13 protein-coding genes are annotated in these 13,045 nt (G+C 42.6%); 12 read left to right on the top strand and 1 reads right to left on the bottom strand.

Features of this window, described 5'->3' with window-relative positions:
• The first annotated feature begins 56 nt into the window (after positions 1–56).
• From PSF67_RS05860 to PSF67_RS05815, 10 genes are all read left to right on the top strand, one after another.
• A complete protein-coding gene (locus tag PSF67_RS05860) occupies positions 57–1,067 on the top strand; it encodes an aspartate-semialdehyde dehydrogenase (RefSeq protein ID WP_102137619.1) in 1,011 nt (336 codons plus the stop codon).
• Complete coding sequence (truA, locus tag PSF67_RS05855; protein WP_166264557.1) at positions 1,067–1,882, top strand: tRNA pseudouridine(38-40) synthase TruA; 816 nt, start codon at positions 1,067–1,069, stop codon at positions 1,880–1,882. Before PSF67_RS05860 ends, truA begins: the two co-directional genes overlap by 1 nt.
• A 65-nt stretch (positions 1,883–1,947) precedes the next feature.
• Positions 1,948–2,634, top strand: coding sequence for a DedA family protein (locus PSF67_RS05850; protein ID WP_272676625.1), 687 nt, complete (start codon positions 1,948–1,950; stop codon positions 2,632–2,634).
• A 117-nt stretch (positions 2,635–2,751) separates the two neighbouring features.
• The gene (accD, locus tag PSF67_RS05845) at positions 2,752–3,723 is read left to right on the top strand and encodes an acetyl-CoA carboxylase, carboxyltransferase subunit beta (RefSeq protein ID WP_102137621.1); all 972 of its coding nucleotides are present in this window, start codon (positions 2,752–2,754) and stop codon (positions 3,721–3,723) included.
• Complete coding sequence (gene folC, locus PSF67_RS05840) at positions 3,713–5,002, top strand: bifunctional tetrahydrofolate synthase/dihydrofolate synthase (protein WP_272676624.1); 1,290 nt, start codon at positions 3,713–3,715, stop codon at positions 5,000–5,002. The genes accD and folC overlap by 11 nt, the downstream gene beginning before the upstream one ends.
• 5 nt (positions 5,003–5,007) lie before the next feature.
• Positions 5,008–5,649, top strand: coding sequence for a cell division protein DedD (gene dedD / locus PSF67_RS05835; protein ID WP_102137623.1), 642 nt, complete (start codon positions 5,008–5,010; stop codon positions 5,647–5,649).
• A gap of 179 nt (positions 5,650–5,828) precedes the next feature.
• Positions 5,829–6,332 carry a colicin V production protein gene (gene cvpA / locus PSF67_RS05830; RefSeq protein ID WP_004912301.1) on the top strand — a complete coding sequence of 168 codons (504 nt, stop codon included), beginning with the start codon at positions 5,829–5,831 and terminating at the stop codon, positions 6,330–6,332.
• Between the two features lie 14 nt (positions 6,333–6,346).
• Complete coding sequence (purF, locus tag PSF67_RS05825; RefSeq protein ID WP_102137624.1) at positions 6,347–7,864, top strand: amidophosphoribosyltransferase; 1,518 nt, start codon at positions 6,347–6,349, stop codon at positions 7,862–7,864.
• Between the two features lie 262 nt (positions 7,865–8,126).
• Positions 8,127–8,951, top strand: a complete 825-nt coding sequence (locus tag PSF67_RS05820; RefSeq protein WP_272676623.1) for a YwqG family protein — start codon at positions 8,127–8,129, stop codon at positions 8,949–8,951.
• Between the two features lie 104 nt (positions 8,952–9,055).
• A complete protein-coding gene (locus tag PSF67_RS05815) occupies positions 9,056–9,628 on the top strand; it encodes a UbiX family flavin prenyltransferase (protein ID WP_102137626.1) in 573 nt (190 codons plus the stop codon).
• Between the two features lie 3 nt (positions 9,629–9,631).
• On the opposite strand, the gene PSF67_RS05810 is transcribed toward PSF67_RS05815, so the two are convergent.
• Positions 9,632–10,543: a TIGR01777 family oxidoreductase gene (locus PSF67_RS05810; protein WP_102137627.1), complete on the bottom strand. Its 912-nt coding sequence runs from the start codon at positions 10,541–10,543 to the stop codon at positions 9,632–9,634.
• A 482-nt stretch (positions 10,544–11,025) separates the two neighbouring features.
• On the opposite strand from PSF67_RS05810, the gene yfcD reads away from it, so the two are divergent.
• Positions 11,026–11,568, top strand: coding sequence for an NUDIX hydrolase YfcD (gene yfcD / locus PSF67_RS05805; RefSeq protein ID WP_272676622.1), 543 nt, complete (start codon positions 11,026–11,028; stop codon positions 11,566–11,568).
• 244 nt (positions 11,569–11,812) lie between these two features.
• On the top strand, positions 11,813–13,042 hold the full coding sequence (locus tag PSF67_RS05800; protein WP_181490111.1) for a M24 family metallopeptidase: 1,230 nt from the start codon (positions 11,813–11,815) through the stop codon (positions 13,040–13,042).
• The last annotated feature ends 3 nt before the right edge of the window (positions 13,043–13,045 follow it).

The raw sequence follows: 13,045 nt of genomic DNA, 5'->3' as shown, positions 1-13,045 counted from the left end.
ATAGCCCCTAATTATTGGGGGTTGTTTGATTTTTTTTATTTTTTAGAGGAATAGCCATGACTGAAGGTTGGAATATTGCAGTATTAGGCGCAACCGGTGCTGTAGGTGAAGCTATTATTTCACTGTTACAAGAAAGAGAATTCCCAGTCGGCGAATTGTATTTACTTGCCAGCGAGCGTAGTGCAGGGGAGAGCGTACGCTTTAATGGTAAAAGTATTCAAGTTGAAAATGTGGCCGATTTTGATTGGTCACAGGCACAAATAGCTTTTTTTGCCGCCAATGAAGGTGTGAGCCGAGAATATGCCGATTTAGCAGCGCAAGAAGGGTGTATTGTCATCGATACTAGCGGTGTATTTGCCCAAGAACCGGACGTGCCATTGATTGTTCCAAATGTGAATCCGCAAGTGTTAGCTGATTATCGCAACCGTAATATTATTTCATTGGCAGATAGCTCTGTGAGTCAATTATTAACAGCGATTAAACCGCTGGTGGATGCCGCAGGGTTAGGCCGTATTACCTTGACAAACATGCTGTCGGTTTCCAGCTATGGTAAAGCCGCAGTCGACGAACTGGCCGGGCAAAGTGCGCGTTTATTAAATGGTATTCCTGCCGAAGAGGGCCGTTTTAGTAAGCAACTCGCGTTCAATATGTTGCCATTATTGGCTGACATAGAAGGCAGTGTGGTTCACGAACGTCGTTTGGTTGAGCAAGTGCGTAAGGTATTGCAAGATGATGGCTTGCCAGTGGCGGTGAGCTTTATTCAATCCCCTGTTTTTTATGGTAATGCTCAAGTCGTTCATTTAGAAACATTGCGTCCAATGAGTGCAGAAGAAGCTAACGACGAACTTGAACGTTTTGAGGATATTCAGGTCTCAGAAGAGGGTGATTATCCCACACAGGTGACAGAAGCGTCAGGTCATGACCAATTAAGCATTGGTTGTGTACGTAATGACTATGGCATACCTGAAATTTTACAGTTTTGGTCAGTGGCAGATAACGTGCGTTTCGGTGGGGCATTGATGGCAGTAGAAACAGCAGAAAAACTGGCTCAGGAGCTGTTTTACTAATGTCTGAGTCTACACAGTTGTATCGAATCGCCTTAGGTATTGAATACAACGGCAGTCGTTATTTTGGTTGGCAACGTCAGCAAGAAGTTAAAAGTGTTCAAGGCTGCTTAGAAGAAGCTTTATCAAAAATTGCTGCGGAGCCAATTAGCGTGTTTTGCGCAGGGCGTACCGATGCGGGTGTGCATGCCACAGGGCAAGTGGTGCATTTTGAAACTTCGGCCATCCGTAAAGAGGCGGCTTGGACGATGGGGACGAATACCCATTTACCTGCGGATATCGCTGTCCGCTGGTGTAAACCAGTGGCCGAGGAATTTCATGCACGCTTTAGTGCAACAGCACGCCGATATCGCTATGTGATTTTTAATCACCGTTATCGGCCTGCAATTTTGTCGAATGGCGTAACACATTTTCATTACCCGCTCGATGAAAAAAGAATGCATGAAGCGGCACAGGCGCTATTGGGTGAGCGTGATTTTACCTCATTCAGAGCAGTCCAGTGTCAGTCGAAGTCGCCATGGCGTAATGTGATGCATGTGAATGTCAGCCGCCACGGTAATTATGTGGTGGTAGACATCAAAGCCAATGCGTTTGTTCACCATATGGTAAGAAATATTGTCGGAAGTCTGTTGGAGATTGGCTGTGGCAATCAAAATATTGATTGGATGGCACATCTTCTTGAGTTAAAAGATCGCACGAAGGCAGCTGCAACCGCCAAAGCGGAAGGGTTGTATTTAGTGAGTGTCGATTACCCAGAGAAATTTGAGTTACCTCAGAATGTGATGGGGCCTCTTTTTCTGGCAGATGAACTGATGTAAAGCGAATTTTTATCTATCTCATAATTATTGCAAATAGCATGGATGCTATTATTAATGAGGATTATATGGAATTTATCACTTTTATTATCGACTTTATTTTACATATCGATGTACACCTTGCTGAACTGGTCAGAGATTATGGTACATGGGTCTATGGTATCCTGTTTCTGATCCTATTTTGTGAAACAGGGTTAGTGGTCACACCATTTTTACCTGGAGATTCGTTATTATTTGTTGCTGGCGCGATTTCGTCATTAGACAGCAATGACTTGAATGTCCATTTAATGGTCGCTTTAATGATCACCGCGGCAATTATTGGTGATGCAGTGAACTACACAATCGGGCGTATTTTTGGTGAGAAACTATTCAAAAATCCAGATTCGAAGATTTTTCGTCGTGTTTATTTAGATAAAACCCATGCTTTTTATGAAAAACATGGCGGTAAAGCGATTATACTGGCACGCTTTGTGCCGATAGTCAGAACTTTTGCGCCATTCGTTGCAGGAATGGGTAAAATGTCTTATCGTCACTTTGCGTTTTATAATGTGACGGGCGCGTTTATTTGGGTATTATTATTCACCTATGCAGGTTATTTCTTTGGTGAATTACCGTTCGTACAAAAGAATTTGAAATTACTGATAGTCGCGATTATCTTTGTTTCAATTTTGCCGGGTGTGGTTGAAATTATTCGTCATCGCCGGAACGCTGCAAAAGAAAAGCGTGCGGCAGCGCAAAAAATCGATAACCACTAAGCCGTTTAGCAAGGTGGTTTAACAAGTTTTTATCTACAGTGAGATATCATTGTGGTTTAATGGCAAAAAATTACATACTGGTGATAACCAGAGTGAATCAGACAAAAAGGTCCATTAATGAGCTGGATTGAAAAAATTTTAAAGAAAGGTAACTTGACCCAATCACATAAAGCCAATATCCCAGAAGGGGTTTGGACTAAATGCGATAGCTGTGGGCAAGTATTATATGGTGCTGAATTAGAGCGTAATTTATCCGTGTGTCCAAAATGTGACCACCATATGCGAATTCACGCACGTCAGCGTTTAGAAACCTTCCTTGATGAAAACTCAACAACGGAATTAGGTAGCGAACTTGAGCCAAAAGATATCCTTAAGTTCAAAGATTCAAAAAAATATAAAGACCGTATTGCTGCTGCGCAAAAAGAAACAGGTGAAAAAGATGCGATCATCGTGCTAAAAGGCACATTGAAAGGCATGCCTGTTGTGGCTGCAGCGTTTGAATTCGCCTTTATGGGCGGTTCAATGGCCTCTGTTGTCGGTGCGCGTTTTGTGCGTGCGGTTGAACAAGCTCTGGAAGATAACTGCCCATTGGTTTGTTTCTCTTCAAGTGGCGGTGCGCGTATGCAAGAAGCACTGTTATCATTGATGCAGATGGCAAAAACCAGTGCCGCATTAGCAAAAATGCAAGAACGTGGTTTACCTTATATTTCAGTATTGACCGACCCAACCATGGGTGGGGTATCTGCAAGTTTAGCTATGTTAGGTGATATTAACGTGGCTGAGCCGAAAGCATTAATCGGTTTTGCGGGGCCGCGTGTTATCGAACAGACGGTTCGCGAAAAATTACCACAAGGCTTCCAACGCAGTGAATTCTTACTTGAGAAAGGCGCGATTGATATGATAGTTCGCCGCCCTGAGATGCGTGACCGTTTAGCTGAAATATTGGCAATGTTAACCAATAAACCAAGCTTTAATGAGACACCTATCATCGTAGCGGAAACGGTTGAAATCGACATTAACGCCGTTGATGAACTTGATGCCCAAGAGCCAAAAAAGGATTCTGAAAAGCATAAAAAAGATGATGAGTAATCTAATCATTCCTAACGCCAAGTCTCCTTTGGAGGCTTGGCTTTCTTATCTCACCGACCTACATAGCCAAAATATTGATATGGGGTTGGAGCGAGTCGGTCAAGTTGCTAGGAAAATGAACCTAACGCAACCTGCCCCCAAAGTTATCACTGTCACTGGAACCAACGGCAAAGGAACAACCTGTCATATGCTAGAGTCCATTTTTATGGCTTCTGGGCTAAACGTTGGGGTTTACAGTTCACCACATCTTATCCGTTATACCGAGCGCGTTCGTATTCAAGGGCAAGAACTTCCCGAATCTGATTTCTGTGAGGCATTTGCCACAATTGAAGCCCAGCGTGCAGATATTTCGCTAACCTATTTTGAATATGGCACCTTGGCTGCGTTACAGTTATTTAAACAAGCTAAACTCGATATTGTGATTTTAGAAGTCGGTTTAGGCGGGCGGTTAGATGCGACAAATATCGTTGATGCTGACATTGCAGCGATCACCAGTATTGCTTTAGACCATATTGATTGGTTAGGAGCAGACCGTGAGCACATTGGTTATGAAAAAGCCGGCATTTTTCGCAAAGATCACTATGGTGTCGTTGGTGAGCCAGACATGCCAGCTTCAATTGCTCAAGTGGCTGGGCAGTTAGGTACGCCGTTATTTCGTCGTGGTGTGGATTGGCAATACAGTGAGCAAGAAAATAGTTGGTCATGGAAAAGTTCACAGCGTGAATGGCATAATTTGCCGTTACCCAATGTCCCTTTAGCGAATGCCGCGACGGCACTGGGTGTGGTAAGTTGCTTACTGGAAATTGACACTGATATTGCCCAGAAAGTGACTGAATCCGCTATTCATCAAGGTTTGAAATCGGCTCAATTACCGGGTCGATTCCAAATTATCGGTGAAAAACCGTTAATGATATTGGATGTCGCTCATAACCCACATGCAGCTGGGTACTTAGTCAGTAAATTAGCCACCTTACCGGAAACTAAAAACCGTCGCATTCGCGCGGTGGTTGGGATGCTAGGCGATAAAGATATCAAAGGGACGCTTGAGTGCTTATCACAACAAGTCACCGACTGGTACCTTGCGCCATTAACTGAGTTTAGGGGAGCCGATGTGGCCCAACTTAGTCAATATTTACCAGCAGCTAACCAGTTTGGCAGTGTAGAAAAAGCGTGGCAACAAGCTTGCATCGATGCAAACGAGCAAGATGTGATTGTGGTGTGCGGGTCATTTCATACCGTCGCTCACGTCATGATGTTATTGGAAAATCAAGAAGGATAGTGCCGGTGGCTAGTAAATTTCAGAATCGACTTGCTGGCGCCATTGTGCTCGTAGCAGTAGGTGTCATTGTGCTTCCTGCTCTGCTTGATGGCGATAAAAAATACAATGAAAATGAATTTGCGGCCATTCCTATTATCCCTAAACCGGGTGATGAAGAAGATATTGAGGCAATAGCGCCTATTGTGAGTACGACAACCACCGCTTCTTCAGAAGGGGCTTCTGAAGCCATGTTGTCAGAAGCCATTACGCAGCAGCAAAACGAACAGGTTGAAACACGGCCATCGACAACAAGCCCTGCACCGAGCGTAGTTGAACCAGTCAAGCCGGATCCTAAGCCTGAACCTAAAGTTGAACCGAAGCCACAACCGAAGCCTGAACCTAAGCCCGAGCCAAAACCTCAGCCACAGGGCAAAGCATTTGTGGTGCAAGTGATTGCATTGAACAATGCAAGTAAAGTTGAGGAGATTGTCGCTAAACTAAGGTTATCTGGTTACCAGGTGTATACGGTTCCTGCAAAACCGGTGAATAATAAACTCACACGTATTTACGTAGGGCCAGAGGCCTCAAGGCAGCGCTTAGAAGCAGCTTTACCTGAATTGAACAAGATTACGGGAACAAAAGGAATAATTCAAAGCTATAAACCTTAAAATAGAATTTCAATAATCCCTAAAAGGTAAGGGGATTTAGTAACTTACTGCGGCGATTATGATTTTTTCTTTTCGCCGCTATTTTTTTAAAATTGATAGAAAAATGGTTACGCAAACGTTTTCGTTTTCTGTTAGAATGCACTTCGCTGATGTCGTGAGTGCGAATTTTGGAATAAAATATGGTCTGGATAGATTACACAATTATCGCCATTATTGGCTTCTCGGCACTAGTTAGCTTGATCCGTGGGTTTGTACGAGAGGCGCTCTCATTGGTTACATGGGGCTGTGCTTTTTTTGTTGCGAGTACGTTTTATCCTTATTTAGCGGGCTATTTTACTCGCTTTGAGGATGTGCTGGTTAGAAATGGCATTGCTATCGCTGCTCTGTTTATTGCCACATTAATTGTTGGCGCGGTGGTGAACTATGTGATTAGCTCGTTGGTACAAAAAACCGGGTTATCAGGCACAGATCGGGTTCTGGGGATCTGCTTCGGCGCGTTGCGTGGTGTACTGATTGTTTCGGCATTGCTGTTTTTTCTCGATACATTTACACCATTACCTCAAAGTGAGGACTGGCAGCGTTCGGAACTTATTCCGCAGTTCAGTCATATAATCAGGTGGTTTTTTGACTACCTGCAAAATGCGTCAAGTTTCCTACCGGAGAACATTTCTCCGTCTGGCTGATGAGGAAAGACTAAATGTGCGGTATTGTCGGTATCGCCGGTGTTACACCGGTAAACCAATCAATTTATGATGCTCTCACGGTGCTTCAGCATCGTGGGCAAGATGCAGCAGGTATTGCCACAATTGATGGCAAAAATAATATTCGTTTACGTAAAGCGAATGGCCTTGTAAAAGACGTCTTTGAAACCCGACATATGCTCAGACTACAAGGTTGTATGGGGTTGGGTCATGTTCGTTATCCTACAGCAGGCAGTTCGAGTGCATCAGAAGCACAGCCTTTCTATGTAAACTCACCTTTTGGTATTACCCTTGCACATAATGGTAATCTGACAAACGCTCACGAACTAACGCGAAGCTTATTTGAAACTGCTCGCCGCCATGTTAACACCACCTCTGATTCTGAAATACTACTGAACGTATTAGCGCATGAGCTGGATAGGTTTGACCATTTTCCTCTCGAGCCAGACAATGTTTTCAGTGCAGTGGCAGCCATGCATAAGAAAATACGCGGTGCATATGCATGCGTGGCATTAATTATTGGGCATGGCATGTTAGCCTTCCGTGACCCTCATGGTATCCGTCCGTTAGTATTAGGGCGCCGCATTACTGAAAGCGGTGAGCATGAATATATGGTCGCTTCAGAGAGTGTCGCGCTTGATACTTTAGGCTTCGAATTTTTACGCGATGTCGCTCCGGGTGAAGCGGTATATGTGACAGAAAGAGGGCAATTATTTACACGCCAATGCTCTGATAACCCACAATTAACCCCATGTATCTTTGAATATGTCTATTTTGCTCGCCAAGACTCTTTTATTGATAAAGTGTCGGTATATAACGCAAGATTACGTATGGGACAAAAACTGGGCGCCAAAATTGCCCGTGAATGGGAAGATTTAAATATCGATGTGGTGATCCCTATCCCAGAAACATCGTGTGATATTGCGCTAGAAATTGCACATATTCTTGATAAACCCTATCGCCAAGGTTTCGTGAAAAATCGCTATGTAGGCCGTACATTTATCATGCCGGGTCAGCAAGAACGTCGTAAATCCGTGCGTCGTAAACTTAATGCGAACCGTGCGGAGTTTCGTGATAAAAACGTCTTACTCATCGATGACTCAATTGTGCGCGGAACAACATCTGAGCAAATTGTTGAGCTAGCACGCGAAGCTGGAGCAAAAAATGTTTATTTTGCCTCAGCGGCACCCGAAGTGCGTTTCCCGAACGTGTATGGTATTGATATGCCAAATGCAAATGAATTGATTGCACACGGTCGTGAAGTGGATGAAATTCGTAAGCTTATCGGTGCAGATGGCCTGATATTCCAAGATTTAAGTGATTTGGTGGATGCTGTTAAAGAAGAAAACCCGGAAATCACGGAGTTTGAATGCTCGGTATTTGATGGTATTTATGTGACAAAGGATATCGACCAAAGTTATTTAGACTACTTAGAAAACTTACGGAAAGACGATGAGTTAAAGTTGAAGGATCAGAGTGAGGTTGAGGATCTGGAAATTTACAACGAAGGCTAAATTTTCGTCATAGTGTAGGCTACAGCGTTGTTGGCTTCATTCAGCTACCCAAGTCACATACTTTTGTATGCTCCTTGGGATAGCTTCATTCGCCGCCTAGCTGTAACCGAAACTATTTAGAAAATTAGTTATAGTTTTATAACTATAACTATAACTATAACTATGATTTGAAATGAAAGGATAAGTTACAGTTATATCTGATTTTAAATACGTAAAAATCAAGTAGTCTAGAGGGACATTAACTGTCTATTTGGAATGCTATATGGTCGACTTCAATTCCCTTCCTGATGTAATTAAACCTTTCGCAGATAAAATCAAAGCCACTAAAAAGCCGCTTGTTACAATGGCCTTAACCCCAATTGAAAACACTGTGTTATGGGAGAGTCGAGTCGGTGGTATGCCATATTTGCCACTGAATGAAAAATACCCGACGAATAGTGAAGGAACTCCTTTAAAGTTGTTGGCACAAATTAATTTTGCACAAATGCCTAAACTCGAAAATTATCCAGAAAAGGGTATTTTGCAATTTTTTATTGGCGGTGATGATTTATATGGTGCCGATTTCAATGACAGACAAAACCAAGAAGATTTCAGGGTTATCTATTGGGAAGATATTATTGAAGACCAAGAGCAATTAACCCAAGATTTCTCTGAGGTTATTGCGGCACACAGCAATGATTATTATACACCGATAGACTGCCAATGCCGTATTGAATATGCGCTCGCGGAGCAGTACATCAGTATCGATGATTTCCAATTTGGTCAGAAAATTTTAGGGGTCGACAACCTCTACGATTATGAAGACCAATTTGAAGGTGAAGACTTTTACGACGAATGGGTTGAACCTTATAGTGATGCATTCGAGTCAGGCGCTCACTGCATTGGGGGTTATCCATTTTTTACCCAAAGTGACCCAAGGGAATATGAAGAAAAAATTCAACAATATGAATTACTTCTGCAAATCAATAGTGATTATGAAATTGGGATCCTTTGGGGGGATATCGGTGTGGGTAATTTCTTCATTCACCCTGATGATTTGAAAAAACGTGATTTTAGTCGAGTCGTGTATAATTGGGATTGCGGCTGATAGCCAAAAAATTCGTCATAGCTAGAGCTACAGCGTCGTTGATATCTGCCATTCTAGTGAGATTTGTATATAATACGGTGAGTTATCGTGAATAGGGCAGCGAAATGAAAAAACTGATCATTGGGTTAACCGGGGCAAGTGGGGCTATTTATGGTGTCCGCTTGCTTGAAGTGTTGAAACCTGTCAAAGAGGTAGAAACCCATTTGGTGATGAGTGCGGCTGCCCGCCAAACATTAGCATTAGAAACAGATTACAGTGTCAAAGAGGTTCAACAGCTCGCTGACCATAACTATGATAGCCGCGATATCGCAGCTGCGATCTCTTCGGGGTCGTTCCGTACTGCTGGCATGGTGATCATGCCTTGTACCATGAAGACGTTATCAGGTATTGTTCATAGTTATACAGATACGTTGGTCACTAGAGCGGCGGACGTGGTACTGAAAGAAGGTAAAAAATTACTTTTAGGTGTCCGTGAAACGCCATTGCATGTTGGGCATTTGAAATTAATGGTTCAAGCAGCAGAAATGGGAGCCGTGATCATGCCCCCAATGCCTGCGTTTTATCACCAACCTGAAACAATCCAAGATATTATTGACCAAACAGTTAACCGCATTCTTGATCAGTTTGATATCGAACTAGAACAAGACCTATTTCACCGCTGGCAGGGGGCGAAATAATATTTACTGATCAGCATGTGGAATAAGCAAGTCAGTAAGCGCTTCTTTTAATTCGATATGTTCAAATTGAAAGCCAGCCTCTTCTAATCGTTTGGGGATCGCCTGTTGGCCACCCAAGACCAGCGCTGCAGATTCACCCATAATGGTCTTAATCACAAAAGCGGGTGTTCGCACAAATGAAGGGCGATTGAGAACATCACCTAATGTGGCAGAAAATAAGTCATTATGAACTGGATAAGGTGAGGTCATATTAAAGGGGCCAGAGAGCGTTGGGGTATCTAATAGAAAACAAATCGCACGAACCATATCATTGATATGTATCCATGGCATGTATTGTTTCCCGTCACCAATTGGACCTCCCGCACCCATTTTAAAAATGGGGAGAATTTTGGCAAGTAAACCGCCATTCGCTGATAACACTAAGCCGGTGCGTAATAAACAAACACGCGTTTTTTCTGATTGTGCATTAGCGGCTAAAGCTTCCCAATGCTGTGTGAGTTGGTGAGTAAATTCATCGTGGGGCTGTTCGTCTTCTGTGACGACTGATTGGCCTTGGTTACCATAATAACCAACGGCTGAACCCGATAAAAATACGCGAGGTGGTGTTTCGCTGGCCGTAATTAATTCACTAAGCTGTTGAGTTAATTTCCAGCGGCTGTCACACAATAATTTTTTTTGTTCCTCTGTCCAGCGCTTGTCCGCGATGGGTTCGCCAGCAAGGTTAATGACAGCATCAAAGTCATTTAAGTGAGTTTGATCATTGAGCGTCGTCCAGCACTCAACAGCCTTGCAAAAATGGCTATAAACTTTTTGTGGAGAGCGGCTTAATACAGTAACCTGATGCTCTAGAGAGATCAGTTTTTGGATAAGTGGTGTTCCGATTAGCCCGGTGCCGCCTGTTATGAGTATCTTCATCGCCATCCCCGTCATATTTCAAACCGCAGCGTTGTTGCCTACGTTCTGTCACCTTAGTCACATACTTGTGTATGCTCCTAAGGATGCCATCTCTTAGCGCCTAGCTGCAATTTGAACTATTTAGGGGATACCCCCTGTCAATATACTCAAACCGCAGCGTTGTTGCCTACGTTCTGTCACCTTAGTCACAATACACCAACTTTGCGTATTAACTTTTCATTAGTGTCACAAACTACAGCGTTATGATTTAACTATAGCATTTGTGAACACAATTTGTATGATTTGCTTGGGCTACCTTAAAGAAACAGGATTTCATTATCATTGTAATAAAGAAGTGTTTTTTTATGATGGCAACCCATCACAAATTCAGCTAGGATCGTTTCTATAGTTGTGGATCAATGCAGATTAGTATTGTTTGGCACACAATAATAATCAGTCTAATGATATAAGCAGTTTTAGCTTAAAAATAAAAGGTTTACAGGATGGAACAACCAACCGAAGTCGTTGAGTGGGTCGATATTGTTGATGAAGACAATACGGTGATTGCTCAGGCAACACGTAGCCAAATGCGAGCAGAAAACCTACGCCATCGTGCAACTTACATCGTTGTCCATGATGGAATGGGAAAAATACTGGTTCAACGACGCACAGACATTAAAGATTTTCACCCCGGCTTCCTTGATGCAACAGCAGGAGGAGTCGTTACAAAAGGTGAAAACATCCTTGGTTCTGCAAAGCGCGAAGCGGAAGAAGAGCTGGGTATTGCAGGTGTTCCTTTTGCTGAACATGGCCATTTTTATTTTGAAGATGCGCATTGTCGTGTATGGGGCGGGTTGTTTAGTTGTGTAAGCCATGGCCCATTCGCTTTACAAGAGTCTGAAGTGGCTGAGGTCAGTTGGTTGACCCCGAAAGAGATCAGTGCACGCTGTGACGAATTTACGCCAGATTCACTCAAAGCGCTTTCTTTATGGTTAACGCGTAATAATGAGTTAGAAAAAACCATCACTTGTGCTGAAAACTTATAACTACTCAGACTTAAATGATTAAAGGGCTAATTTATTTAGTCCTTTTCTTTATTTTCCCTAAAATCAAATCTCTAGCAAAGTTAATTTCTGGCTAATATATAACTATTAGTTATAAAAAACTTGTATGTTAAACGATGTATTCATTTCCACACTAGATATAATGTGGCAGATCTTAACATTTATCGTTTGCGATATGATGCACTGCGTGATGTAGATATGACGCTTCGAGAGAATAAAAATGATAATGAATAAACAGAATACTTTTTTGAAACAACAACACCTTGAGAACGTAACCCACAAAGCTCGTGAGATTATGGAGCGTGAAGGGATTGAAGCATTAATCGCAACAGTGGGTGATAATTTCTATCACTTAACCGGTTTTGCGAGCTTCTTTATGTATACTTTCAGGCAAACAGGCTCTGCGATCGCGGTTATTTTTCGTGATCCGTCTATTGAATCATTGGTTATTATGAATGAATTTGAAGCGGCAAATTTGTCACTTCAAATGCCTAATGCAAAGATTAAAACATTTCCAATTTGGGTGGATGTAGACGACCCTTACAATCCTGAAAATGGCAAAGTAATGAAGGCAAGGCCAATTAATAGCCCAATAGAAACGATTTTTAATATACTTAAAGAGGCGTTGTCAGATGCAGGCGTTTATGGAAAACCGGTTGCGATTGAATTAAACCAAATTACACATACTGGAAAAGTATGGCTGGATAAGGTTATCCCTGGGCTAAATTTGGTTGACTCTTCACCGTTATTTAATGAATTACGCATGATTAAAAGTGAGTGGGAAATCGCTCACCTCAGAAAGTCTGCACAAATTACAGAAGCTGGTATTGCTGCTGCGAGTAAATTAATTAGAGTTGGCTGTACTTCAGCAGAATTAACCGCAGCTTTTAAAGCGAAAGTGATGGAATTCCCTGAAACGAACTATAGCCGCTTCAATTTAATTTCAGTTGGCAGTGATTTTTCACCCAAAATGATCCCAGATGACCAGCCAGCAAAAGAAGGTGATTTAATTAAATTTGACTGTGGTGTTGATGTAGCAGGCTATGGCGCTGATATTGCACGCACATTTGTGGTTGGTAAACCGAATGAAAAAGTCGCTGCTATTTATCAAACCATCTTAAAAGGTCATCAATATATGTTAAGCCGAGTTGCACCCGGTGTCGCATTGAGTGATGTTTTTAATGAAACAATGGCACTGATCCGTTCCTCGGGATTGCCTTATTATAACCGTGGGCACTTAGGCCATGGGGATGGCGTGTTTGTCGGGTTAGAAGAAGCCCCTTTTGTGAGTGCTGCGACGACAGAAGTCTTTCGAGCTGGGATGGTCATGAGTTTAGAAACGCCATATTACGGGATTGGTGTGGGCGGCATTATGATTGAAGATATGCTACTCATCACTGAAGATGGTGTTGAAATGCTAAGTCATCTGCCCCGTGAATTGGTCTCTTTAGGGTAATGG

The organism is Providencia sp. PROV076 (assembly GCF_028483405.1).
Lineage (GTDB): Bacteria > Pseudomonadota > Gammaproteobacteria > Enterobacterales > Enterobacteriaceae > Providencia > Providencia huaxiensis.
The sequence above is the reverse complement of the archived record's forward strand: the minus strand, read 5'-3'. Positions and strand labels throughout refer to the sequence as shown.

Coding starts and splice junctions, on each gene's coding strand:
- PSF67_RS05860 (WP_102137619.1), top strand. CDS start 57: ATGACTGAAGGTTGGAATATTGCAGTATTAGGCGCAACCGGTGCTGTA.
- truA (WP_166264557.1), top strand. CDS start 1,067: ATGTCTGAGTCTACACAGTTGTATCGAATCGCCTTAGGTATTGAATAC.
- PSF67_RS05850 (WP_272676625.1), top strand. CDS start 1,948: ATGGAATTTATCACTTTTATTATCGACTTTATTTTACATATCGATGTA.
- accD (WP_102137621.1), top strand. CDS start 2,752: ATGAGCTGGATTGAAAAAATTTTAAAGAAAGGTAACTTGACCCAATCA.
- folC (WP_272676624.1), top strand. CDS start 3,713: ATGATGAGTAATCTAATCATTCCTAACGCCAAGTCTCCTTTGGAGGCT.
- cvpA (WP_004912301.1), top strand. CDS start 5,829: ATGGTCTGGATAGATTACACAATTATCGCCATTATTGGCTTCTCGGCA.
- purF (WP_102137624.1), top strand. CDS start 6,347: ATGTGCGGTATTGTCGGTATCGCCGGTGTTACACCGGTAAACCAATCA.
- PSF67_RS05820 (WP_272676623.1), top strand. CDS start 8,127: ATGGTCGACTTCAATTCCCTTCCTGATGTAATTAAACCTTTCGCAGAT.
- PSF67_RS05815 (WP_102137626.1), top strand. CDS start 9,056: ATGAAAAAACTGATCATTGGGTTAACCGGGGCAAGTGGGGCTATTTAT.
- PSF67_RS05810 (WP_102137627.1), bottom strand. CDS start 10,543: ATGAAGATACTCATAACAGGCGGCACCGGGCTAATCGGAACACCACTT.
- yfcD (WP_272676622.1), top strand. CDS start 11,026: ATGGAACAACCAACCGAAGTCGTTGAGTGGGTCGATATTGTTGATGAA.
- PSF67_RS05800 (WP_181490111.1), top strand. CDS start 11,813: ATGAATAAACAGAATACTTTTTTGAAACAACAACACCTTGAGAACGTA.